Annotated in this window: 18 protein-coding genes and 1 pseudogene; 12 read left to right on the plus strand and 7 right to left on the minus strand. The window is 71.0% G+C overall.

Annotated features, from left to right (window positions below; genetic code table 11):
- Positions 1 to 125: 125 nt before the first annotated feature.
- Together A9Z05_RS37555 and A9Z05_RS37560 are read right to left on the minus strand one after the other, a co-directional pair.
- Positions 126 to 290 (minus strand): annotated as a pseudogene (locus tag A9Z05_RS37555) (GAF domain-containing protein); the annotation flags it as partial.
- A 142-nt stretch (positions 291 to 432) separates the two neighbouring features.
- Positions 433 to 621, minus strand: coding sequence for a hypothetical protein (locus tag A9Z05_RS37560; RefSeq protein WP_256121851.1), 189 nt, complete (start codon positions 619 to 621; stop codon positions 433 to 435).
- A 402-nt stretch (positions 622 to 1,023) separates the two neighbouring features.
- On the opposite strand from A9Z05_RS37560, the gene bcsB reads away from it, so the two are divergent.
- The 9 genes from bcsB to A9Z05_RS05355 are packed head-to-tail and all read left to right on the plus strand — an operon-like array spanning position 1,024 to position 15,762.
- A complete protein-coding gene (gene bcsB, locus A9Z05_RS05315) occupies positions 1,024 to 3,342 on the plus strand; it encodes a cellulose biosynthesis cyclic di-GMP-binding regulatory protein BcsB (protein WP_069617182.1) in 2,319 nt (772 codons plus the stop codon).
- Between the two features lie 3 nt (positions 3,343 to 3,345).
- On the plus strand, positions 3,346 to 4,566 hold the full coding sequence (gene bcsZ / locus A9Z05_RS05320; protein WP_069617183.1) for a cellulose synthase complex periplasmic endoglucanase BcsZ: 1,221 nt from the start codon (positions 3,346 to 3,348) through the stop codon (positions 4,564 to 4,566).
- Complete coding sequence (locus A9Z05_RS05325) at positions 4,551 to 8,444, plus strand: cellulose synthase subunit BcsC-related outer membrane protein (protein WP_069617184.1); 3,894 nt, start codon at positions 4,551 to 4,553, stop codon at positions 8,442 to 8,444. Before bcsZ ends, A9Z05_RS05325 begins: the two co-directional genes overlap by 16 nt.
- Before the next feature lie 8 nt (positions 8,445 to 8,452).
- Positions 8,453 to 10,438: a cellulose biosynthesis protein BcsE gene (gene bcsE, locus A9Z05_RS05330; RefSeq protein WP_069617185.1), complete on the plus strand. Its 1,986-nt coding sequence runs from the start codon at positions 8,453 to 8,455 to the stop codon at positions 10,436 to 10,438.
- Entirely contained in the window at positions 10,435 to 10,689 is a 255-nt protein-coding gene (locus A9Z05_RS05335) for a hypothetical protein (protein ID WP_069617186.1), read from the plus strand. The genes bcsE and A9Z05_RS05335 overlap by 4 nt, the downstream gene beginning before the upstream one ends.
- On the plus strand, positions 10,686 to 11,465 hold the full coding sequence (gene bcsQ / locus A9Z05_RS05340) for a cellulose biosynthesis protein BcsQ (RefSeq protein WP_069617187.1): 780 nt from the start codon (positions 10,686 to 10,688) through the stop codon (positions 11,463 to 11,465). The genes A9Z05_RS05335 and bcsQ overlap by 4 nt, the downstream gene beginning before the upstream one ends.
- Positions 11,462 to 13,999: a UDP-forming cellulose synthase catalytic subunit gene (gene bcsA / locus A9Z05_RS05345; protein WP_069617210.1), complete on the plus strand. Its 2,538-nt coding sequence runs from the start codon at positions 11,462 to 11,464 to the stop codon at positions 13,997 to 13,999. The genes bcsQ and bcsA overlap by 4 nt, the downstream gene beginning before the upstream one ends.
- 27 nt (positions 14,000 to 14,026) lie before the next feature.
- Positions 14,027 to 15,583, plus strand: a complete 1,557-nt coding sequence (gene bcsG, locus A9Z05_RS05350; protein ID WP_069617188.1) for a cellulose biosynthesis protein BcsG — start codon at positions 14,027 to 14,029, stop codon at positions 15,581 to 15,583.
- Positions 15,565 to 15,762: a hypothetical protein gene (locus A9Z05_RS05355; protein WP_069617189.1), complete on the plus strand. Its 198-nt coding sequence runs from the start codon at positions 15,565 to 15,567 to the stop codon at positions 15,760 to 15,762. The genes bcsG and A9Z05_RS05355 overlap by 19 nt, the downstream gene beginning before the upstream one ends.
- A 55-nt stretch (positions 15,763 to 15,817) precedes the next feature.
- Here A9Z05_RS05355 and A9Z05_RS05360 read toward each other — a convergent pair whose 3' ends face one another.
- From A9Z05_RS05360 to A9Z05_RS05375, 4 genes are read right to left on the minus strand one after another with little or no spacing between them, the layout of a single operon-like run.
- Positions 15,818 to 16,702 carry a pirin family protein gene (locus A9Z05_RS05360; protein WP_069617190.1) on the minus strand — a complete coding sequence of 295 codons (885 nt, stop codon included), beginning with the start codon at positions 16,700 to 16,702 and terminating at the stop codon, positions 15,818 to 15,820.
- 37 nt (positions 16,703 to 16,739) lie between these two features.
- Entirely contained in the window at positions 16,740 to 17,132 is a 393-nt protein-coding gene (locus A9Z05_RS05365; protein ID WP_069617191.1) for an OsmC family protein, read from the minus strand.
- Between the two features lie 49 nt (positions 17,133 to 17,181).
- Positions 17,182 to 18,762 carry a sodium:proton antiporter gene (locus A9Z05_RS05370; protein ID WP_069617192.1) on the minus strand — a complete coding sequence of 527 codons (1,581 nt, stop codon included), beginning with the start codon at positions 18,760 to 18,762 and terminating at the stop codon, positions 17,182 to 17,184.
- 25 nt (positions 18,763 to 18,787) lie between these two features.
- Positions 18,788 to 19,048, minus strand: a complete 261-nt coding sequence (locus A9Z05_RS05375; RefSeq protein WP_050018056.1) for a XapX domain-containing protein — start codon at positions 19,046 to 19,048, stop codon at positions 18,788 to 18,790.
- A gap of 277 nt (positions 19,049 to 19,325) precedes the next feature.
- Between A9Z05_RS05375 and A9Z05_RS05380 the strand changes: the two genes are divergently transcribed.
- The gene (locus A9Z05_RS05380; RefSeq protein ID WP_059837139.1) at positions 19,326 to 20,012 is read left to right on the plus strand and encodes a hydrolase; all 687 of its coding nucleotides are present in this window, start codon (positions 19,326 to 19,328) and stop codon (positions 20,010 to 20,012) included.
- A gap of 66 nt (positions 20,013 to 20,078) precedes the next feature.
- Here the strand turns inward: A9Z05_RS05380 and A9Z05_RS05385 are convergent, their stop codons facing one another.
- Positions 20,079 to 21,002: a LysR family transcriptional regulator gene (locus tag A9Z05_RS05385; protein ID WP_069617193.1), complete on the minus strand. Its 924-nt coding sequence runs from the start codon at positions 21,000 to 21,002 to the stop codon at positions 20,079 to 20,081.
- Positions 21,003 to 21,103: 101 nt separating this feature from the next.
- On the opposite strand from A9Z05_RS05385, the gene A9Z05_RS05390 reads away from it, so the two are divergent.
- Both A9Z05_RS05390 and A9Z05_RS05395 read left to right on the plus strand, forming a co-directional pair.
- The gene (locus A9Z05_RS05390) at positions 21,104 to 21,271 is read left to right on the plus strand and encodes a DUF1427 family protein (protein WP_069617194.1); all 168 of its coding nucleotides are present in this window, start codon (positions 21,104 to 21,106) and stop codon (positions 21,269 to 21,271) included.
- Positions 21,272 to 21,290: 19 nt separating this feature from the next.
- The coding region (locus tag A9Z05_RS05395; protein ID WP_141723357.1) for an amidohydrolase family protein at positions 21,291 to 22,301 on the plus strand (1,011 nt) is incomplete at its 3' end.

The raw sequence follows: 22,301 nt of genomic DNA on the forward strand, positions 1-22,301 counted from the left end.
CCCGTGAGCGCGTCGTGCGTCGCGCGCAGGTAGCGTTCGTTCGCTTCGTTGCGGGCCGCGTGGAACATCGCGGCGGCGATCAGGTCGGCCATCAGCCGCAGCGTGCCCGAATCGGCCGGCGACAAACCGGCGACGTCCGGCGACATCACCTTCAGCACGCCGATCGTCGTGCCGGCATGCGTGAGCGGCATCACGAGCATCGAGCGCAGGCCGACCCGGCGGCACGCATCGCGATCGACGCGCGGGCCGGTTTCCGAATCGCTGCAGTGCAGCAACTCGCCTTGCTGCACGCACAGGCCCGACAGGCTGCCCGAGCCGCAACCGTAGCGCGAACATCCCGGCGGCCGTGCCCGACGCGGCGCGGGACACCATGTCGTCGCCTTCGGCGAATTCGACCGCGGCGGCGCTCGCGCCGGTGAGCTGCGGCACCTGCTAGGCCATCACCCTGCCGAGGTCGAGGCCGAGTTTCGCGATTTCGGCCTGGGCCGCGCTGCTGCGCAGCAGCGTATCGGCGGACGGGGTGGCGGAGTCGACGATTTGATTCAGGTCGGTTTTCCATGAAGAAAGTACGTCGCGCGGCGCGTACTTGCGGTAGCATACGCGCCGCTTGCGGCAGCGCATTCCGGGCGGTCCGCAACGGAACGTGGCCGATGCCCGGCCAGCCGTATCGCGCCGGCGGTATGCCGTTCCAGCCGTCCGGCTGGCAACGGCGCAATTCTTGCCATTCACTCTTCCTGCGCAGCATTTCCGACCGAATTGAGATTTTTTCGCTTCTCAGTCGCGAATCACGGTAAGTTTTGTTCTATTTTTGAGATAGTGTGACGAATGATGGGCGCCGGTGCCAGGCGCCCCTCAGCGCGACGAACCGGTTATTCAAGCATCCGCCGCGTCGTACCGATAAATGCAATCAAGCCAGATATGAGGGGAAGCAGAGGGGATGTGCACTCACGGGCATAGCTGCTTTGCGCGCGTCGGTTGCGACGCGCAGGATCACCGGACGATCGTGACGACGCGAGGCCGCGCATGAAGCCCGCCGTGTCGCTGTTCGTCCTGACGGCCGCGATGACCGGCGCTTTCCATACGGCCGCGCTGTCGGCCGCACCGATGCCGGCCGTGCCGGCCGCCGCCTCGACGGCCGCGGCCGCTTACGCGGCGGCGCCCGATGCGGCGTCGGCCGCGGTGCCCGCGGCAGCGCCGGCCGCCGGCCTGCCGGCGACGACCGTTCATGTGCCGTTCGCATCGCTCGGGGCGTTCGATCCGCTGCGTCTGCGCGGCGCCGACGACGCCCGCACGATCAACGCCGGCGTGCGGCTCGACCGCGTGATCACGGGCGCGCGCTTGCGCCTGACTTACGCGTATTCGCCGTCGCTGATCTTTCCGCTGTCGCACCTGAAGGTGTCGGTGAACGGCGAGGTGGTCGCGACCGTCCCGTTCGACGCCGCGCGCGCGGGCCGTACGGTCACGCAAGAAATCCCGATCGATCCGCGTTACTTTTCCGATTTCAACCAGATCGGCCTGCGCCTGATCGCGCATTACACGCTCGACCATTGCGAGGATCCGACGAACTCGGCGCTGTGGGCCGACGTGAGCCCGACGAGCGAGCTGATCCTCGACGAATCGCCGGTGCGCCTGCCGAACGATCTCGCGCTGTTGCCCGCGCCGTTCTTCGACCGCCGCGACAATGGCCGCGTGCGGTTGCCGTTCGTGCTGCCTGCCGCGCCCGATTCGGCGACGCTGCGCAGCGCGGGCGTGCTCGCGTCGTGGTTCGGCGCGCTGGCCGACTATCGGCATGCGCGCTTCCCGGTAGCGACCACGCTGCCCGCCGACGACCAGGCCGTCGTGGTCGGCACGGCCGCGACGCTGCCGGCCGGTCTCGCGCTGCCGCCCGTGAACGGCCCGCTGCTCGCGGTCGCCGACAACCCGGCCGCGCCGGGCCGCAAGCTGCTGGTCGTCACGGGCCGTACGGCGGCCGAGGTCGACGACGCGGTCGCGACGCTCGTGCTCGGCCGCGCGGCGCTGTCGGGGCCGGCGGCGACGGTTGCGCACGTCGATCTCGGTGCGCCGCGCAAGCCGTACGACGCGCCGCGCTGGCTGCCGGTGAACCGGCCGATCGCGTTCCGCGAACTCGTGAACGACCCGCGCCAGCTGGAAGTGCGCGGCACGACGCCCGACGCGATCCGGCTGAACCTGCGCGTGCCGGCCGATCTGCATTCGTGGAACGGCGCGGGCGTGCCGATCACGCTGCGCTACCGCTACACGGCGCCGACCGTGCAGGACAATTCGACGCTCGCGGTCGAGATCAACGACCAGCTCGTGAAGTCGTACCGGCTCGGGCCGGCCCAGGCGGAGGACGCGCACGGCCGCATGCAGCTACCGCTGCTGTCGGTGCCGGAAGGGCGTGTGACGAGCGACGTCGACATTCCCGCGTTCCGCGTCGGCAGCGGCAACCAGCTGCAGTTCCGCTTCACGCTCGATTCGCAGAAGACGGGCCTGTGTTCGAGCACGGCCACCGAGCCGCAGCGCGCGGCGATCGATCCCGATTCGACGATCGACTTCTCGCACTTCGTCCATTACGCGCAATTGCCGAATCTCGCGTTTTTCGCGAACAGCGGCTTCCCGTTCACGCGCTTCGCCGACCTGTCGCAGACGGCCGTCGTACTGCCCGACCGGCCGTCGCCGCAGGAACTCGAGGCCTATCTGACGATGCTCGGCCACATGGGCGAATGGACCGGCTTCCCGGCGCTGCGCGTGCAGGTCGCGCGGCCCGGCGACGTCGCCGCGCTGTCGGGGCACAAGGACCTGCTCGTGATCGACGGCTCGCCCGCGTCGCCGCTGCTCGCGCAGTGGCGCACGGCGCTGCCGCTCGCGATCGGCGAGCAGGGCGGGGCCGGCGGCGCGGGCGCGACGCGCGTCGCGTTCACGGTGAAGGAGCGCTGGCGCAACGGCGTGGGCGTCGCCGACGGCGGCGCGCACATCGAACAGGCGGGCCCGCTCGCGGCGCTCGCCGGTTTCGAGCTGCCGGGCAGCCGCGGCCGCAGCGTCGTCGCGCTGACGGCGACCGGCCAGCCGCGCCTCGGCGATCTGCTCGACGTGTTCGAGAACGCCGGGCTCGTGTCGCAACTGCAGGGCGACCTCGCGCTGGTACGGCCGGGGCAGGTCGACAGCCTGCGGGTCGGCGAGCCTTACGTGGTCGGCTTCGTGCCGTGGTATGCGCGCGTGTGGACCGAGGCGGCGCGGCATCCGGTCGTGCTCGGCGCGGTCGGCGTCGTTGCGGGGCTGCTGCTCGCGCTCGGCGTGTTCAGCGTGCTGCAGCGAATCGCCGCGCGTCGACGGGGGATGTAACGGATGGCGCGGGCAATGACGAAGCGACGGGCAACGCAGCCGGCGCGGCGTGTCGGCGCGACGCTCGCGCTGGCGGTTGCGATGACGTGCGCGGCGGTCGGCATGACCACGCGCGCGCACGCCGCGGCGGCCGATGCGGCGGGCGCGGGATGCGGCGCGGCGTGGCCGCGCTGGGACGCGTTCAAGCGCGATTTCATCTCGGCCGACGGCCGCGTGATCGACGTCGGCTCGGCCGATTCGCGCACGGTATCGGAGGGGCAGGCGTATGGACTTTTCTTCGCGCTGGTCGCGAACGACCGGCGCATGTTCGACACGATCCTCGCATGGACCGAGAACAACCTCGCGCAGGGCGACCTGAGCGCGCACCTGCCGGCGTGGCTGTGGGGCCGCGCGCCCGACGGCGCGTGGCGCGTGCTCGACGCGAACGCGGCGTCGGACGCCGACCTGTGGATCGCGTATGTGCTCGTCGAGGCCGGGCGGCTGTGGCACGAGCGCAGCTATACGGCGCGCGGCGCGCTGCTCGCGAAGCGCGTGCTCGACGACGAGACGGCGACCGTGCCGGGCCTCGGTCTCACGCTGCTGCCGGGGCCGACCGGCTTCAAGCTCGCGAACGGCCAATGGCGCGTGAATCCGAGCTATTCGCCGCCGCAGGTGATTCGCGCGCTCGGCGCGCGGCTGCCCGACGACCGGCGCTGGGCCGCGCTGGCATCCAGCACCGCTCGCGTGCTGCTCGACACCGCGCCGAAGGGCTTCTCGCCCGACTGGGCGCTGTATCGCGCGGGCAAGGGCTTCGGGCCCGATCCGGACACGCACGCGGAGAGCGCGTACAACGCGATCCGCGTGTACCTGTGGGCCGGCACGCTCGACCGCGCCGATCCGCTCGCCGCGCCGCTGCTCGCGCGCTTCGCGCCGTTCGCCGACCATATAGCCGCGCATGGCGCGCCGCCCGAGAAGGTCGATACGACGACGGGCGTCGCGGGGCCCAACGACGGCAACGGCGGCTTCTCCGCGGCCGCCGTGCCGTTCCTCGACGCGCGCGGCCAGCACGCGCTCGCGGATGCACAGGCGGCTCGCGTCGATACGCTCGCGCGCCAGTCGGCGCCCGGCTATTACACGAGCGTGCTGACGCTGTTCGGCCTCGGCTGGCGGGACGGCCGCTACCGGTTCGGGGCGGACGGCACGCTCGACACCCGCTGGGGAGGCCGTTCGTGCGCCGCCCGCTGAAGCGCGCCGCGCCGCACGTCGCGGGATTCGCGTGGCTCGCGTCGTCGGTATGCGCGGCGGCGCCGGGCGCTGCCACGGGCACGGCGATCGCGCCCCCCGCGAACCCCGCGACACCGGCGACCTCGGCTGCCGCCGATGCGCGGCGCGAGCTCGACACCGCGCGGATGTGGGGCATCAAGCATCGCGACGACCTCGCAAGCGATGCGTTGCGCAAGGGCCTGCTGATCGCGCCGGGCGATCCCGACCTGCTGGCCGAACAGGTGCGCGTGCTGCTGCGGCTCGGCGATGCGAAAGGCGCGCAGGCGTCACTGGCGCGGCTGCAGGCGCAGTCGCCGAATGCGCCTGCCACGCGGCGGGTGGCCGACGAATACCGCGTCGCGACGAGCGGGCGCGGCGAGATGGCGCAGATCCGGCTGCTCGCGCGCAGCGGCCGCGCCGACGAGGCGGCCCGGCGGATCGTCGCGCTGTTTCCGAACGGCGCGCCGTCGGGCGCGTTGGGCGCCGAGTATTACCAGATCGTGTCGAATGCGCCGGGCGGGCGCGAGCCGGCGATCGCCGCGCTGCGCCGCGCGGTCGCCGCCGATCCGCGGGACACGAGCGCGTCGGTCGCGCTCGCGCGGCTGTTGAATCAGCGCGACGACACGCGCGCGGAAGCGAACCGGATCGCGTCGTCGCTCGCGAAGCGCGCCGACGCGGACCATACGGAAGCGATGGCGCTGTGGCGGCGCGTGCTGCAGTCGGCCGGCAGCGACCCCGCGTATCTCGATGCGCTGCACGCGTACCTCGCGCTCGCGCCGGACGATACCGAATTCCGCGATCGCGCTGCCGGCCTCGACCGGCAGCGCGACGCGCAGCGCCGGCTCGAACGCGATCCCGACTACATCGCGCAGCAGCGCGGGTTGCAGGCGCTCGCGCGCGGCGACCTGGCCGCCGCCGATCCGCTGCTCGCGCGTGCCGCGCGGGCGCGCTCGGACGACGCCGATGCGCTGGGCGGCCTCGGCCTGCTGCGTCTGCGCGAAGGGCGGCACGACGAAGCGCGCGCGCTGTTCGCGCGGGCCGCGACGCGTGCGACCGACCAGCGCGGCAAATGGCAAGGCCTCGCGCGTACCGCGCAGTTCTGGGGGCTGCTCGCCCAGGGCCGCGAAGCGGCCAGCGCCGGGCGCGCGCAGGATGCCGAGCGCGCCGCGCGTGCGGCGCTCGCGATGCAGCCGGACAACCCCGACGCGAAGCTGCAGCTCGCCGATGCGCTGCTCGCGCAGCGCGACTGGGCGCGGGCCGAGCCGTTGCTGCGCGGCTTGCTGGCCGCGCGTTCGCCGAGCCTGTCGGCCGTGCGCGACACGGCCACGCTGTATGAAAACACCGGCCGCGCGGACCGGATCGGCCCGCTACTCGACGCGCTGCAAGGGCGCGTGACGGGCGCCGACGACCGCCGCACGCTCGACGGCCTGCGCGGCGACGTGCTCGCGAACGAAGCGCGGGCGCTGGCCGACAAGGGCGCGCGCGGCCCGGCCGCGCAGCGCTACGAGGCGGCCGTGCGCGCGGCGCCCGACGCGCCATGGACGCGCTTCGCGCTCGCGCGTCTCTATCGCGACATGGGGCTGCCGCAGCTCGGCCGCACGGTGATGGACGACGGGCTCGCGCGGAGCGACACGCCCGAGATGCGCTACGCGAGCGCGCTGTATCGCAACTCGATCGACGACGTCGCGGGCGCGCAGGCCGCGCTGGCGCCGGTCGACGACGCGCACCGGTCGGACGGGATGCGGGCGCTCGCGCGCAAGCTCGATGCCGAACGCGCGCTGGCCGACGCGCGCGGCGCGCATGCACGCGGGGACCGCGCGGCCTTCGCGGCCACGCTCGCGCACGCGCAGGCGAGCGCGCCGGACGATCCCGACATGCTCGCGGCGATCGGCGCGCAGTGGATCGACGCGGGCGACCCCGAGCGCGGCCTCGCGCCGCTGCGCGACTGGATCGCCGCGCATCCGCGCGAAGCCGACGCGGACGTGCGGTTGCGCTACGGCGACCTGCTCGGCAGCGCGGGGCGCGACGAGGCGCTCGCCGCGTGGCTCGACACGCTGCGCCGCGATCCGTCGCTGACGCCCGCGCAGACGGCGCGACTGGAGGACCAGTCGCTGCGGCTCGTGCTGCGGCAGACCGACGACGCGATCGCACGACAGGACTATGCACGGGCGCGCACGCTGCTCGATCGCGCGAGCCCGGCCGGCCGCGCGGACAAGCGTTATGCGCTCGAACTCGCCGATCTCGAACGCGCGCAGGGGCATTACGACGCGGCGCGCGACGCGCTCGCGCCGGTCGTCGCGCGTACGCCGGACGATGCCGATACGCAGCTCGCGCTTGCCCGGATCGACGAGGACAGCGGCAACCGTGCCGCCGCACGCGAGCGCGTGCAGGCCGTGCTGGCGCGCACGCCGGACGACGACGTCGACACGCAACTGTCGGCCGTGCGCCGCCTGAACGCGCTGCGCCGCCCGGACGAAGCCGCGCAGGTGACGGACCGGCTGCAGGCCGCGTATCCGGCGCGCGCCGACGTGACGGTCGCGGCCGGGCGCGTGGCCGAGGCGCAGGGCCGCTATGACGACGCGGCGTCGCTGTACCGGCTGTCGCAGTCGCAGGAACGCGCGACGGGCGTGAGCCCCGGTCGCGACGGGCTCACGCCCGCGCAGGCCGCGTTCGCGGAGCTCGCGCAGCGGCGCAATCCCGAGATCGAGACCGGCTGGATACCCGCGTACAAGTCGGGCGACGAAGGCATCTCGTCGTATCGCGCCCAGCAGGTGCCGATCTACATGCAGATGCCGGTCCGCTACGACGGGCACGTGTTCGCGCAGATCGACACCGTACACCTCGATCCGGGCACGCTCGATACCAGCGACCTGAACGCGTATTCGCTGAAGACGTTCGGCACGTACGCGGCGTTCAGGGCGCAGCCGAATCCGCCGGCCGCCGCGCTGCTCGCGAATCCGCCGGGCTCGCTGCACCAGTCGACCACGGGCGTCGCGCTCGGCGCCGGTTACCTGTCCGATGCGTGGCGCTTCGATCTCGGCACGTCGCCGCTCGGCTTCCCCGTGCATTACCTCGTCGGCGGCGTGCGCTACCGCTTCGACGCGGGCCCCGCGAGTTTCTCGGTGAATGCGTCGCGGCGGCCCGAAACGAGCAGCGTGCTGTCGTACGCGGGGATGCGCGACCCGTGGACCGGCGCGGTGTGGGGCGGCGTGCGCCGCGACGGCGTGAACCTGCGCGCGTCGGTCGACGTCGGCCGCACGAACCTGTTCGCGGAACTCGGCGCGGGCATGCTGTCCGGCCGCAACGTCGAGCGCAATGCGGAAGTCACGCTACGCACCGGTTTTACGGTGCCCGTGTACGAGCGCGCGACGATGAAGGTCAGCACCGGGCTCGTCGGCAATGCGTGGCACTACGCGCAGAACCTGCGCTACTACACGTACGGGCAAGGCGGTTACTACAGCCCGCAGCGCTATCTGTCGCTCGGCGTGCCGATCGAATGGGCGGGGCGGCACGATGCGCTGTCGTGGGACCTGACCGTCACCGGCGGGATCTCGAACAGCTACGAGAAGGATTCGCTGTATTACCCGACGCTCACCGGCCAGCGCGCCGCGCAGGTCGCGGCCGGGTTCGTGTACGCGGGCAGTTCGACGCGCGGCGTGTCGTTCTCGTACGGCGTGAACGGCATCGTCGAGTATCGCGTGAACCCGCACCTGAGCGTCGGCGCGCAGTTGCACATCGACCGGTCGCACGACTATGCGCCGAGCTCGGCGCTCGTGTACCTGCGCTATGCGTTCGATGCGCGCGCGCCGCGCAACTGGCTCGTGACGCCGACGCCCGTGCGGCTTTATTCGGATTACTAGGGGAACGCGTGAATACGGAATTCGATGCCACCCGCCACGCGCCCGGCGCCACCGGCCTGGTCGACCGCCTGCGCGCGCTGCTGCGCTCGGGATCGGCGCGCAGCAGCGCCGGCGCATTGAGCCGGCTCGCGATCGACGGCCTGCCCGATACGTGGACGCAACTGGAGGCCGGCGGTCTTTACGCGATCTACGCGGCCGGCGGCACGCCGGGATGCGACGCGCTCGTGTGGGAAAGCGCGCGCCAGGCGCGCACGCGCGACGTCACGATCGTGCTCGCGCGCGATCCGGTGCGCGTCGCCGCGCACATGGAATCGCTCGGCTTCGCGGGCGGCGCGCAGCCGGCCGGCTGGCCGCGCAACCTGAACGTGCTGGCGATGCCGCCGGCGGCCGAGCCGGCCGAGGCCGGTGCCGACGCCGGCGTGACCGCCGCTGCGCCGCGCGGCGCGGCGCCGGGCCCGTTCGCGCGGCTGACCGGCGGGTTGCGCGCGATGAAGCGCTACGGGCTGCATGCCCGTTCGCTGTATTTCGTCGAAGGTGCGCAGCGCTGGTTCAGCTGGGACGATCCGGTCGCGCTCGCGGATGAAGCGCACGCGCTGGCCGACTGGTGCCGCACGCGCCGGATCGCGCTCGTGCTGCTGCTCGACCCCGAAGCGACCCGGGCGGGCGACGACGCGCGCACCGACGATGCGCCGCTCGTGCGCGACGCGGATCGTACGCCGCGCAGCGGCTTCCACGGGATCTGCTCGGGCGTCGCGCAGTTGCAGCGCACCCACGGCGAGCTGCTGTGGGTGGTCGATTTCTGGCGCGCGGGCGACACGCTCGCGGCCGGCGAGGTGCGGCCGCTGCGCTTTGCGCCGGGCGGCCGGCTGTCGGCGAGCGTCGATGGCGGCGCGATCGAACCGGCCCGCCGGATGAAGCTGGCGAGCGACGAGGATCGCGTGGTGGTCAGCCGCGCGGTGCTCGACGGCGTGAGCCGCGTGCCGGACGGCTGGGAGATCGTCGACGACAACGCGGCCGTCGTCGCCGCGTGCGCGACCGCGCAGGCCGCGACCGCGGTGCTCGTGTTCCGCTCGCACGCGCAGCTCGAAGCGCTGTGCGCGGACGTGCACGCACTGCGCCGGCAGTGCGGCGGCGCGCTGAAGATCGCGGTCGTCGAGCGTGGCGAGGTGCTGCGCCAGCAGTTCGAGATGCTCGTGCTGAGCGTCGGCGCGAACCGGGTCGTCGCGCGCGACCTGCCCGTCTCGCGGATGCAGGCGGCCGTGCACGCGTTGCACGGCCAGCTCTACGCGCGGCCCGTCGCGGCCGACTATCGTGCGGCGCTCGCGGCCGCGCTCGGCGATTCGGTGCTCGGCTATCTGCCGGTCGGTGCGTTCTGCCTGCGGATTCGCGCGGTGCTCGACCGCGGCGCGGTGCTTGCGCTGCCGCACACGCTCGCGAAGCTCACGCTGTTGCCGGGCGTGTCGCACGTCGACGCGCTGCGGCACTGCCGGCCGCGCCGCGCGGGCGACGTCGTGACGGCCGATGCGGGGCACCTGTTCGTGTTCCTGTTCGCGTGCGAGCCGGTCGACGCCGACGATGCGCTCGCGCGGATCTTCGACGTGCCGGTCGATACGCTGTCCGATCGCGTCGTATGCCTCGGCCAGGGCAGCATCGACACCGAGCTCGATGCGCTGAAGGCCGAGAACCGGCGCGCGCCGATCGCCGACTACAGCGACCTGTTCGCGGCGACGCAGCCGGCGCACGCCGCACGCGCCGCGCCCGCGCACGTCGAAGTCGACGCCGGCGCGGCGCTGCCCGACGCGAGCGAGGTGAGCGATGCGATCGAGGCGATCGATACCGTCGTCACGCTCGACGCGATCGGCACACCGCGGGCGTCCGATTCCGCCGCCGCCGATGCCGTCGACGCGTCTGCACCGGAGCCCGTCATTCCCGCCGCGCGTGCGCGCGGCGCCGTCCGCAGCGCGATGCCGCTGCGCAAGCAGGAGAACGCATGATCGGCGAACTCGTCATCGGCTTCATCGTCGGTATCGTGATTGCGGTGCCGGTGTGGATCGTCGCGCAGCACCTCGGCATCGGCCGCGGCTTCCACGCGCCGCGCGGCATCGACCGGCGCGACGCGGTGCCGTGCGAACTCGTGCCGGTCGCGCTGCGCGGCCGCCTGTTGCCGGGTGCCGGCGGCGAAGAAGGCGACAAGCGCGATAACCGCGATAACCGCGATAACCGCGACAGCAAGGCGGCACGATGAAGACGATCGCCCTCACGTCGACGGCAGGCGGCGCGGGCCGCACGACGCTGGCCGCCGCGCTCGCGGTGCTGCTCGCGCGCCGCGGCCGGCCGGTCGTTGCCGTCGAATTCGATGCACAGAACCTGATGGGCGCGACGCTCGGCCTCGATACGGTGGCCGAACACGGTCTCGCGCACAGCCTGCTGGGCGGCGCCGAACCGTGGCACGCGCATACGTGGCGCAACGCCGACGGCGTGCTGTTCGTGCCGTACGGGCAGGTCGATGCGGCCGGCGCCGCCGCGTGCGATGCGCGGCTCGTCGCCGATCCGGCCTGGCTGTCGCGCGCGCTCGACGAGGTCGCGCTGCCGGCCGACGGCGTCGTGCTGGTCGACACAGCGCGCTATCCGTCGCCGCAGGCCGAGCAGGCGATTCGCCGCGCGGACCTGACGCTCGTCGTCGTGCCGCCGGAGCCGGTCGCCTGCGCGACGACGGCCGCGCGGCTCGGCGCGCTGCGGGCCGGCCGCGGCGAACTGCGGATCGTCGTGAACCGGCTGAACCCGGCGCGCGACATGCAGCGCGACGCGCTGGCGATGCTGCGCGCGGTCGCGGGGCCGGCGTCGATGCTCGAGCAGCGCATCCACGTCGACGCGGCGATGCCCGAAGCGCTCGCGCGCGGCAGCTGGATCTTCGACGATGCGCCGTACTCGCAGGCGTCGCACGACCTGAACGGCGTCGCGAACTGGGTCGACACGTGGCTGACGGCGGCCGTCGCCGGCCGCGCGGGAGCCGCGCGATGAAGGCCGCGCTCGCGTCGCGACTGCGCGCGTTCGGCCGGCGCGCGGCAGACTGGTGCGCGCGCGGCATCGGGCTGCCGGCGCAACGCACGCGGGTGGACTGGTTCGTGCGGCTGTTCTTCCACGCGCCGCCCCCCGGCCGGCCCGATCATGTGCGCCGCTGGGTGCGCGTCGCGTTCCTGCGGCTCGCGCACGACTGGGGCGTGCTGCAGCCGCTCAGCGTGCGCGAATGGCTGTGGCGCGCGATCGTGCGCGCGCCGCGTGCGGCCGACGGCCGGCCCGCGCGCGATCCGCTCGCGTGGTTCGACACGTTCGTCGTGCCTGTCTACGTGGCCGCGCGTGCGGTCGGCCGGCGCGTCAACGCGATGCTCGAGCGTCTGCCGTGGGCGCGCTGGGGCGGCTGGCTCGATGCGCGCGCGAACGGCGTCGGCCGACGTCGCTGGCTCGCGCCGCTGCTGCTCGTCGCCGGCGCGGTGCTGTGGGCCGCGGCCGGAATGTCGCCGCTGATGCCCGGCGCGCAGTTCGCGTTCTTCGCGATCGTCGCGGTGCTCGCGCTCGCGCTGCGCCGCCTGCCGGGCCATCTGCCGACCCTCGCGCTCGCGTCGCTCGCGCTGCTGGCCACGCTGCGCTACGTGTGGTGGCGCACGACGCAGACGCTCGACTTCCGCAGCCCGGTCGAAGCCGTCGCCGGCTACCTGCTGTACGGCGCCGAAGCCTATACGTGGATGATCCTGCTGCTCGGCTTCGTGCAGACCGCGTGGCCGCTCGACCGGCCGATCGTGCCGCTGCCCGACGATCCGGACACCTGGCCGACCGTCGACGTCTATATCCCGACCTACAACGAGCCGCTGTCGGTCGTGAAGCCGACCGTGTTCGCCGCGCAGAGCATCGACTGGCCGAGCGCGAAGCTGCGCGTGTACCTGCTCGACGACGGCCGGCGCCCCGAGTTCGCGGCCTTCGCGGCCGAGGCCGGCATCGACTACCTGACGCGCGACGACAACCTTCACGCGAAGGCCGGCAACATCAACCGCGCGCTGCCGAAGACGCACGGCGACTACATCGCGATCTTCGACTGCGATCACGTGCCGACGCGCTCGTTCCTGCAGACGACGATGGGCGTGTTCCTGCGCGACCCGAAATGCGCGCTCGTGCAGACGCCGCACCATTTCTTCTCGCCCGATCCGTTCGAGCGCAATCTCGGCACGTTCCGCGAGGTCCCGAACGAGGGCAACCTGTTCTACGGCCTCGTGCAGTCGGGCAACGACCTGTGGAACGCGACGTTCTTCTGCGGATCGTGCGCGGTGCTCAAGCGCAGCGCGCTGGAGGAGGTCGGCGGCGTCGCGGTCGAGACGGTGACCGAGGACGCGCACACGGCGCTCAAGCTGCATCGGCGCGGCTATACGTCGGCGTACCTGCCGACCGTGCAGGCGGCCGGCCTCGCGACCGAAAGCCTCGCCGGCCACGTGAAGCAGCGCACGCGCTGGGCGCGCGGGATGGCGCAGATCTTCCGTATCGACAACCCGTTCCTCGGGCGCGGGCTCGGGTTCATCCAGCGGATCTGCTACGGCAACGCGATGCTGCATTTCTTCTACGGGATTCCGCGGCTGGTGTTCCTGACGATCCCGCTCGCGTACCTGTTCTTCCACCTGTACTTCATCAACGCGTCGTCGTTCGCGCTCGCGAGCTACGTGATCCCGTACCTCGTGCTCGCGAACGTCGCGAACTCGCGGATGCAGGGACGCTACCGTCATTCGTTCTGGGCCGAGGTCTACGAATCGGTGCTCGCGTGGTACATCGCGTTGCCGACCACGGTCGCGTTCTTCAGCCCGAAGCACGGCAAGTTCAACGTGACCGACAAGGGCGGCAAGATCGACGAAGGCTACGTCGACTGGTCGACGTCGAAGCCGTATCTCGTGCTGTTCGCGTTGAACGTGCTCGCGATCGTCGCCGGCCTGTGGCGGCTCGTGGCCGATCAGGGCGACGAGGCGTCGACGATCCTGATCACGCTCGGCTGGACCGTCTACAACCTCGCGATGCTCGGTGCGGCGCTGGCCGTCGCGCGCGAGACCAAGCAGGTGCGCGTCACGCACCGGATCGCGATGCGCGTGCCGGCGATGCTGCTGCTCGCCGACGGCTCGACCGCCGCGTGCTTCACGAGCGACTATTCGACCGGCGGCCTCGGGCTCGAAGCGGTGCCGGGGCTGCCGCTCGCCGTCGGCGACACGCTGACGGTGTGCGTGACGCGCGGCGACCGCGCGTTTCCGTTCCCGGTGCGCGTGACCCGTGCGACGCCGACCCATGTCGGCGTGAGCTTCGAGGAGCTGACGCTCGAGCAGGAACGCCAGCTCGTGCAATGCACGTTCGGCCGCGCGGATGCGTGGCTCGACTGGCACGAAAGCGCGCGGCCCGACACGCCGCTCGGCGGGCTCAAGGAAGTGCTGCGGATCGGGCTGGACGGCTATGTACGAATGTGGAAGGGTGCGGCGCGCGGCGTGCAGGCCATGCTTGCGCCGAAACTCGATCGCGCGCGCGACTGACGCGGCGCGCATCATGGAGTGGGTTAGATGACGTTCTGGAATCTGTATTTCATCCTGAAGTTCGCGCTGTTCGCGACCGGGCGCCTGCAGCCGTTCTGGCTCGCGAACCTCGCGTTCGCGGTGGCGCTCGTGGCGAGCGCGCCGATCCGGTCGCGCGCGTGGCGCATCGTCCGGCAGGTCGTGGCGATCGCGATCGCGGTGCCGCTGCTCGCGCGCGAACTGCATGCGCCGCCGCTCGCCCGTCTCGCGGAGGCCGCGCGCGAAGTCAGCACGTTCCGCCTCGACTACTGGATGGAGCTGCTGCCGCGCCTGTTGCCGCCCGTGCTGGCGCTGACGATCGTCGGCGTGCTGATCATCTATTTCATCGTCAATCGCTGGCTGCGCGTCGCGACGTTCGTGGTGGCCGTGCTGGTCGTGATGCCGCTGTGGCAGGCCGGCAGCGGCCTGATGGCGCGCGTCGCCGTACCGGCGCAGCCGCAAGCGAACGCGGCGGGCGCCACGCGCGTCGACCAGCCCGAGGACCACAACGCGGCGCTCGCGACGTTCCGTGCGCAGGAGTCGCAGCGGCAGGTCGCGTTCGGCCATCTCGGCAGCGATCCGGCCGCGCAGTTCGACGTGATCGTGCTGCACATCTGCTCGCTGTCGTGGGACGACCTCGATGCGGCGAAGGTGCGCAACCATCCGATGCTGAGCCACTTCGACTACCTGTTCACCAACTTCAGCACGGCCGCGAGCTACAGCGGCCCGGCGGCGATCCGCGTGCTGCGCGCGAGTTGCGGGCAGGAAGCGCATGCGGACCTGTACAAGAGCGCGCCGCAGCAGTGCCATCTGTTCTCGCAACTGGCGGGCGCCGGCTACACGGTGCAGTCGCTGCTGAACCACGACGGCCATTTCGACAACTTCCTGCAGGTGATCCACGACAACATCGGCGTGGCCGATGCGCCGATGATCTCGAACGCGGCCGCGCCGGTCGCGATGCATGCGTTCGACGGCTCGGCGATCAAGGACGACTACTCCACGCTCGCGAACTGGTACGCGCAGCGTGCGGCGGTGCCGGGGCCCGTCGCGCTGTACTACAACACGATCAGCCTGCACGACGGCAACCGCGTCGTCGGCAGCGCGCTGACGAGCATCGACTCGTATCCGCAGCGCGCGACGAAGCTGATGACCGACTTCGACCGTCTCGCCGACCTGATCGCGCAATCGGGCCGCCGCGCGGTGATCGTGTTCGTGCCCGAGCACGGCGCCGCGTTGCGCGGCGACAAGAACCAGGTCGCGGGGCTGCGCGAGATTCCGACGCCGCGCATCGTGCACGGGCCGGTCGGCGTGCGGCTCGTCGGCTTCGCCGGCAACCACGGCGCGACGACCGTGATCGAGCAGCCGACCAGCTTCGTCGCGCTCGCGCAGTTGCTGTCGAATCTCGTGTCGAACAGTCCGTTCAAGCCGGGTGCGACGCTCGCGCAATACGCGACCGATTTGCCGCGCACGCGGATGATCGGCGAGAACGAGGGCACGGTGACGATGCAGACCGCCGCGGGTTACGCGGTGAAAACTCCGGACGGCGTATGGATCGACGAACAGTAACGATTTCCGGCGAAGGCGACGACGATCGCCTGTCGCAACCGAACGACGTGATCGGCCTCGCGCGGCATCTGCCCGCGCTCGATCCCGAGCGCTATGTCGACGAGCAGGCGCGCCGCGCGTTCGACGCGTCGCTCGATCGCTGGCCGACGCTCGCGAAGCTGATGGGATTGAAGCGGTAAACGTACGACGGCCGGCATGATCGCCGGCCGTCGTGGCTTCGTCGGGCGAACCCGCCTACTGCGTCTTGCGTTCCGGCTGGCGGGTCCATTCGTCTTCTTCGCCCGGCACCTTGCCGAACGTCTGATCGGCCCACGCGGCGCGCGCCGCATCGATCTTCGCGCGTTCGCTCGACACGAAATTCCATTCGATGAAACGCTCGCCCGGCAGGTGCGCGCCGCCGAGCAGCATCACGCGTGCGCCGTTCGTACTCGCCAGCGCGACGGTGGCGCCCGGTTCGAGCACGGCCATCGTCGCCGGGGCGAGCGGCGTGCCGTCGATGCACAGGTCGCCGTCGACGAGATACACGCCGCGTTCGTCGTGCTCCGCATCGAGCGCGAGCTGCCCGCCCGGCGCGAATGCCGCATACGCATAGAGCGTCGGCGAGAACACGGCGACCGGCGACGCGCGCCCGAACGCGGTGCCCGCGATCACGCGCACCGTCACGCCGTCGCGCGTGAACGACGGCAGCGTGTCGGCCGCATGGTGAACGAACGCGGGCGCGGTGTCTTCATGCTCGACCGGCAGCGCGACCCAGGTCTGGATGCCGTGCACGGGCTGCTCGCGCGGTCGATCCTCGTCGGGCGAGCGCTCCGAATGCACGATGCCGCGGCCGGCCGTCATCCAGTTCACGTCGCCCGGCACGATCTTCTGCCGGAAGCCGAGGCTGTCGTGATGCATCAGCGAGCCGTCGAACAGGTAGGTGACGGTCGCGAGCCCGATGTGCGGATGCGGCAGCACGTCGATGCCGCGGCCGGCCGGCAACACGGCCGGGCCCATCTCGTCGAAGAAGATGAACGGGCCGACGAGGCGCGCGGCGCGTGCTGGCAGCACGCGGCGCACGACGAGGTTGCCGATATCGCTTTCGCGCGGCGTGAGCAGGGTCTTGATCGAGGCGGACATGGCGGGAATCTCGTGGCGGGGCGGTGACGGAAGGCGCTCAGGCGATCGCCGTGTCGATCGCGATCGGATGCGTGAGGATCTTGTGCACCGGGCACGCGTTCGCGATCTGCAGCAGGCGTTCGCGCTGCTCGCCGGTCAGGTCGCCGTCGAGCGTGATGCGGCGCACGATCGTGCTCCCCGCGCTGCCCGATTCGTGCGCGAGCTTCACGTGCACTTCGTCGAGCGGCCAGCCTTTGCGTTGCGCATACATCTTCAGCGTGATCGCGGTACACGCGCCGAGACTCGACAGCAGCAGCGCGACGGGCGTCGGCGCCGTATCGCCGCCGCCGAGCGACGCGGGTTCGTCGGCGCGCCACTGGTGGACGCCGTCGGTGAAGTGGACGAGGTAATCGACCGGGCCGATGCTCGCTTCGACGGTGAGTTCGCTCATTGAAATTCCAGGTGGGGAAAGGGGACGGGCCTGCCGGGCAGGCCGGACGTCAGGGTTCGAGCAGGCGCTGCAGCCGCAGCTCCTCGAAATCCAGTTCGGATTCTATGCGGTGCAGCACCGCGTCGTCGACCCGGCCCTCGCGATGCAGGCCGAGCAGCGCGTCGCGCGACACGCCGACCAGCTCGAGCTCCACGCGCAGCATCCGCGCGCGCACGTCCGCGGGCTCCGCACCGTCGCGATGCGCGCGTTCGTTGAACGCGACGCGGCTGCGGTATTCGGTCAGCAGCCGGTCGAGCGATGCGCGTTCGAGGCCGGCGCCGCGCTGCTCGCGCGCGTCGAGCTCGGCAAGCGCCGCGCCGAACGTGTGCGCGCGCACCGCGTGTTCGGACATCGTGCGGCGCGCGGCCGGACGCAGTTTCAGTGCACGGATCAGCGGCGCGAGCGTGCCGCCCTGCACGACGAGCGTCGCGATGATCAGCAGGAACGTGCTGAACAGGATCAGGTCGCGGCCCGGGAAGTTGGCCGGCAGCGCGATCGCGGCCGCGAGGCTCACGACGCCGCGCATGCCCGACCAGCCGAGCACGACGGCTTCGCGCCACGACCACGCCGCGTGGCCCGCGCGCCGTGCACGCAGGCGGCCCGGCAGCCACATCGCGACGAACACCCACACGATGCGCGTGCCGATCGCGGCGGCCGTCGCCGGCAGCGCGACCCGCAGGCCGGCCGTCAGCACCGCGCCTTCGTGGTTCACGCCCGCGAGGATCGCGTGCAGCGCGAGGCCGATCAGGATGAACACGAGCGCGTCGAGCACGAACACGATCGCTTCCCACGTCGCCTTCGCCTTGATCCGCATGTCGGCGCCGAACACGCGATGCTGGCGCACGCCGAGCACGAGGCCGCAGGTGACGACCGACAGCACGCCGGAGCCGTGCACGGCTTCCGCGATCCCGTAGCTGCCCCATGCCATCGCGAACGTCACGACGATGCCGAGCATCGGCTCGCGCAGGCGTTGCAGCACCCAGCACATCGCATGGCCGCATGCGAGGCCGACCGCGATGCCGATCAGCGTGAGCGAGAAGAACAGGCCGGTCGCGCTCGCCGCCGTGATCGATACGGCGAGCGCGGCCGACACGGCCATCTGGTACAGCAGCAGGCCCGACGCATCGTTGACGAGGCTTTCGCCTTCCAGCACCGCGACGAGCCGCGCGGGCAGCGGGTGGCGCTGGAGGATCGCCTTCGCGGCGACCGCGTCGGGCGGCGACACGATCGCACCGAGCGTGAAGCATGCGGCCCACGGCAGCGCGGGATTCGCCGCATGCACCGCGAGCGCGACCGCGACGGTCGTGAACGCCACGGCCCCGAGCGCGAGCGACGCGATCGATGCGAGCTCCTGCCGGAATTCCTTCCACGCGGTGTAGAACCCGCTCGACATCAGGAGCGGAGGCAGCACGGCCGCGAGCAGCAGCGCCGGGTCCATGTCGGGCACGCGCTTGCCGGCGACGGCGACCACGCAGCCGCCGAGCAGCAGCACGACGGCCGGCGGAATCGAGATTCGCTCGGCGAGCCAGGTGAGCGCGCCCGCGCCGCAGATCAACAGCAACAGGTAATGGAACAGCTCGACGTTGGTCATGCGTGGCGGGCGGCGATGGAGTGGATCAAGAAGGCTTGCGGTCGTTCGCGGCGCCGCCCGGCAACGCGCCGAACATGTGCTGGCTGCACTTCGCGTCGCGCCATGCGGTGTTCAGCCGATGGCCGGACAGCATGCGCCGCGCGACGGGCAGGATCTGTTCGCCGGCCAGCATGCCGAGCAGGCCGACGAGCGCGATGACCGGCGGCGCGGGCGAGTTCACGCCGATCGCGCCGTAGATGACGCCGGCGAGGATGCCGGCGAGCAGCGACAGGACATACGGTTTCATGGTGGTGCGCCTCGTGATGGCCGAGCGGCACCGGAACGGCACCGTCAAAGTCCTGAAAGCGTATCGGGTTTACGTGAAGAAAAAAAGGGCGGGCAGTCCCGAACGGACGTCCATTCGGGAATCGGATCGATTCCATTCCTTGGGTGTTCGCGCCGCGCGTTTGCGGCTTAAATGTTTCAGCCCGGATGATGACGATCCGGCGCCGACGCATTCCGGGCGCCTCCCGCTTTCACGGTCGAGGCAGCCGCCTATTTTCCGTTCACAGGACCCATCCGCCATGAGCAACCCGAAACTTGAAGTACTGACGCCGCAGAACAGCCAGCTGATCTTCATCGACCAGCAGCCGCAGATGGCGTTCGGCGTGCAGTCGATCGATCGGCAGACGCTGAAGAACAACGTCGTCGGGCTCGCGAAGGCCGCGAAGGTCTTTAACATCCCGACCACGATCACGACGGTCGAAAGCGACAGCTTCTCGGGCCACACGTATCCCGAGCTGCTCGACGTGTTCCCGAACCAGAAGACGCTCGAACGCACGTCGATGAACTCGTGGGACGACCAGAAGGTGCGCGACGCGCTTGCCGCGAACGGCCGCAAGAAGGTGGTGGTGTCGGGCCTGTGGACCGAAGTCTGCAACACGACGTTCGCGCTGTGCGCGATGCTCGAAGGCGACTACGAGATCTACATGGTCGCCGATGCATCGGGCGGCACGACGCAGGCTGCGCACGACTTCGCGATGCAGCGCATGGTGCAGGCCGGCGTGGTGCCGGTCACGTGGCAGCAGGTGCTGCTCGAATGGCAGCGCGACTGGGCGCGCCGCGATTCGTACGACGCGGTGATGGCGATCGCGAAGGAGCATTCGGGCGCGTACGGGATGGGCGTCGATTACGCGTACACGATGGTCCACAAGGCGCCGCAGCGTACCGCGACGCCGCACGAGTCGATTCCGGCCGTGCCCGCGAAGTAACGCGCTGCCGGCCGCGATTGCCGCGACGGTTGCCGCGGCGATCGCGTGCCGTCGGCCGTCGCGCGGTCAGGCGGCGGGCAGCGCCCACGGCGCGCGCGAGAAATGTTCGGCGAGGAAATCGAGCAGCACCGTCACGCGCGCGGCGCGCAGCATGCCGGGCGGCGTGACGAGGTTCACGTTGATGTCGGCGATCTTCCAGTCGCTCATCACTTCCTCGAGCGCGCCGCGCTGCAGTTCGTCCCACACCAGGAACTCGGGCTGCAGCGCGAGGCCGTGACCGCCGACGAGGGCGGGGAGGATCACGTCCGCATTGTTCGTGCGAATGCGGCCGTGCACGTTCACGCCGACATCCTCGCCGGATGCCGAATGGCGGAAGCGCCAGTGCTCGGGTGTCGGCAGGTTCGTATACGTGAGGCACACGTGCTGTTCGATGTCGCGCGGATGCGTGGGGCGGCCGCGCCGGTCGAGATACGCGGGCGCCGCGACGAGCGGCCGGCGCACCGCGCAGAGGCGACGCGAGCGCAGCGTCGAATCGCTCAGCTCGGCGATGCGGATCGCGACGTCGAAGCCGCCCGATACGATGTCGACGATGTGATCGGTGAGCACGAGATCGATGTCGACGCGCGGATAGCGCTCGAGAAACGTGGGCAACACCGGCGACAGATGGTGCAGCCCGAACGACATCGGCGCGTTCACGCGCACGAGGCCGTGCGGTTCGAGCGCTTGCGCGGTGGCCTCGCTTTCGATCAGTTCCGCATCGGCGAGCAGGCGGATCGCGCGGTCGCGCAGCAGTTCGCCGGTCGGCGTGAGCGACAGCTTGCGCGACGTGCGGTACAGCAGCATCGCGCCGAGGCGTTTTTCGAGGCGCGCGATCGCTTTCGACACGGTGGGTTGCGAGACGCCGAGCTGCTCGGCGGCTTTCGCGAACGAACCCGTCTCCGCGACGCGCGCGAAGATGGCCCAGGCTTCGAGATCAGGAAGGTGTTGCATGGTCGGAGCGGATGGCAGGGAAGCGAAACGGATGCGAGGGCGGCGCGGCATGCGGCCGATGCGATGCGGATCATTCTAATCCGGCCGGGAGGAAAATCGTTATGGAATCTTATCTAATTTCATTGGGCGCCGGCGTGCTGATCGGCGTCGTGTACAGCGTGATCAAGGTGCGTTCGCCTGCGCCGCCGCTGATCGCGCTGGTGGGTCTCGCCGGCATGCTGGTCGGCGTGCAGGCCATCGCGCCGGTTCGTCACTGGCTCGGCTTCTGAACGCATCGAGGAGATGTCAATGAGCGCAACCGATACTCAACCCGATCTGATCCTGCACAGCGGGCGCATCACGACGCTCGATCGTGCGAACCCGATCGCGACCGCCGTCGCGATCAAGGACGGCCGCTTCGTCGCGGTCGGCGGCAATGCGGAGATCATGCCGCTCGCGAGCCGCGCGACGAAGGTGGTCGATCTCGGCGGCCGCGGCGTGCTGCCGGGCCTGATCGACAACCACTGCCACGTGATTCGCGGCGGCCTGAACTACAACATGGAACTGCGCTGGGACGGCGTGCCGTCGCTCGCGCTCGCGATGGAGATGCTCAAGCAGCAGGTCGCGATCACGCCCGCGCCGCAGTGGGTGCGCGTGGTCGGCGGCTTCACCGAACACCAGTTCGTGGAGAAGCGGCTGCCGACGATCGACGAACTCAATGCAGTCGCGCCGGACACGCCCGTGTTCATCCTGCACCTGTACGATCGCGCGTTGCTGAACGCGGCGGCGCTGCGGGTGGTCGGCTACACGAAGGACACGCCGGAGCCGCCGGGCGGGACCATCCTGCGCGATGCGGCGGGCAACCCGACCGGCCTGCTGCTCGCGAACCCGAACGCGACGATCCTCTACGCGACGCTCGCGAAGGGGCCGAAGCTGCCGTTCGAGTATCAGTACAACTCGACGCGCCATTTCATGCGCGAGCTGAACCGGCTGGGCGTGACGGGCGTGATCGACGCGGGCGGCGGTTCGCAGAATTATCCCGACGATTACGAAGTGATCCGCAAGCTGCACGACGCGGGCGAGATGACGATCCGGATCGCGTACAACCTGTTCACGCAGAAGCCGAACGCGGAGAAGGAAGACTTCGTGAACTGGACGAAGAGCGTCAAGTACCACGACGGCACCGACTACTTCCGCAATAACGGCGCCGGCGAGATGCTGGCGTTTTCCGCGGCCGACTTCGAGGATTTCCGCGTCGCGCGGCCGGACCTGCCCGCGCAGATGGAGGACGATCTCGAAAGCGTCGTGCGCGTGCTCGCG

This window comes from Burkholderia sp. A2, assembly GCF_001729305.1.
GTDB lineage: Bacteria > Pseudomonadota > Gammaproteobacteria > Burkholderiales > Burkholderiaceae > Burkholderia > Burkholderia sola.

Coding starts and splice junctions, on each gene's coding strand:
- A9Z05_RS37560 (WP_256121851.1), bottom strand. CDS start 621: ATGCGCTGCCGCAAGCGGCGCGTATGCTACCGCAAGTACGCGCCGCGC.
- bcsB (WP_069617182.1), top strand. CDS start 1,024: ATGAAGCCCGCCGTGTCGCTGTTCGTCCTGACGGCCGCGATGACCGGC.
- bcsZ (WP_069617183.1), top strand. CDS start 3,346: ATGGCGCGGGCAATGACGAAGCGACGGGCAACGCAGCCGGCGCGGCGT.
- A9Z05_RS05335 (WP_069617186.1), top strand. CDS start 10,435: ATGATCGGCGAACTCGTCATCGGCTTCATCGTCGGTATCGTGATTGCG.
- bcsQ (WP_069617187.1), top strand. CDS start 10,686: ATGAAGACGATCGCCCTCACGTCGACGGCAGGCGGCGCGGGCCGCACG.
- bcsA (WP_069617210.1), top strand. CDS start 11,462: ATGAAGGCCGCGCTCGCGTCGCGACTGCGCGCGTTCGGCCGGCGCGCG.
- bcsG (WP_069617188.1), top strand. CDS start 14,027: ATGACGTTCTGGAATCTGTATTTCATCCTGAAGTTCGCGCTGTTCGCG.
- A9Z05_RS05355 (WP_069617189.1), top strand. CDS start 15,565: ATGGATCGACGAACAGTAACGATTTCCGGCGAAGGCGACGACGATCGC.
- A9Z05_RS05360 (WP_069617190.1), bottom strand. CDS start 16,702: ATGTCCGCCTCGATCAAGACCCTGCTCACGCCGCGCGAAAGCGATATC.
- A9Z05_RS05365 (WP_069617191.1), bottom strand. CDS start 17,132: ATGAGCGAACTCACCGTCGAAGCGAGCATCGGCCCGGTCGATTACCTC.
- A9Z05_RS05370 (WP_069617192.1), bottom strand. CDS start 18,762: ATGACCAACGTCGAGCTGTTCCATTACCTGTTGCTGTTGATCTGCGGC.
- A9Z05_RS05375 (WP_050018056.1), bottom strand. CDS start 19,048: ATGAAACCGTATGTCCTGTCGCTGCTCGCCGGCATCCTCGCCGGCGTC.
- A9Z05_RS05380 (WP_059837139.1), top strand. CDS start 19,326: ATGAGCAACCCGAAACTTGAAGTACTGACGCCGCAGAACAGCCAGCTG.
- A9Z05_RS05385 (WP_069617193.1), bottom strand. CDS start 21,002: ATGCAACACCTTCCTGATCTCGAAGCCTGGGCCATCTTCGCGCGCGTC.
- A9Z05_RS05390 (WP_069617194.1), top strand. CDS start 21,104: ATGGAATCTTATCTAATTTCATTGGGCGCCGGCGTGCTGATCGGCGTC.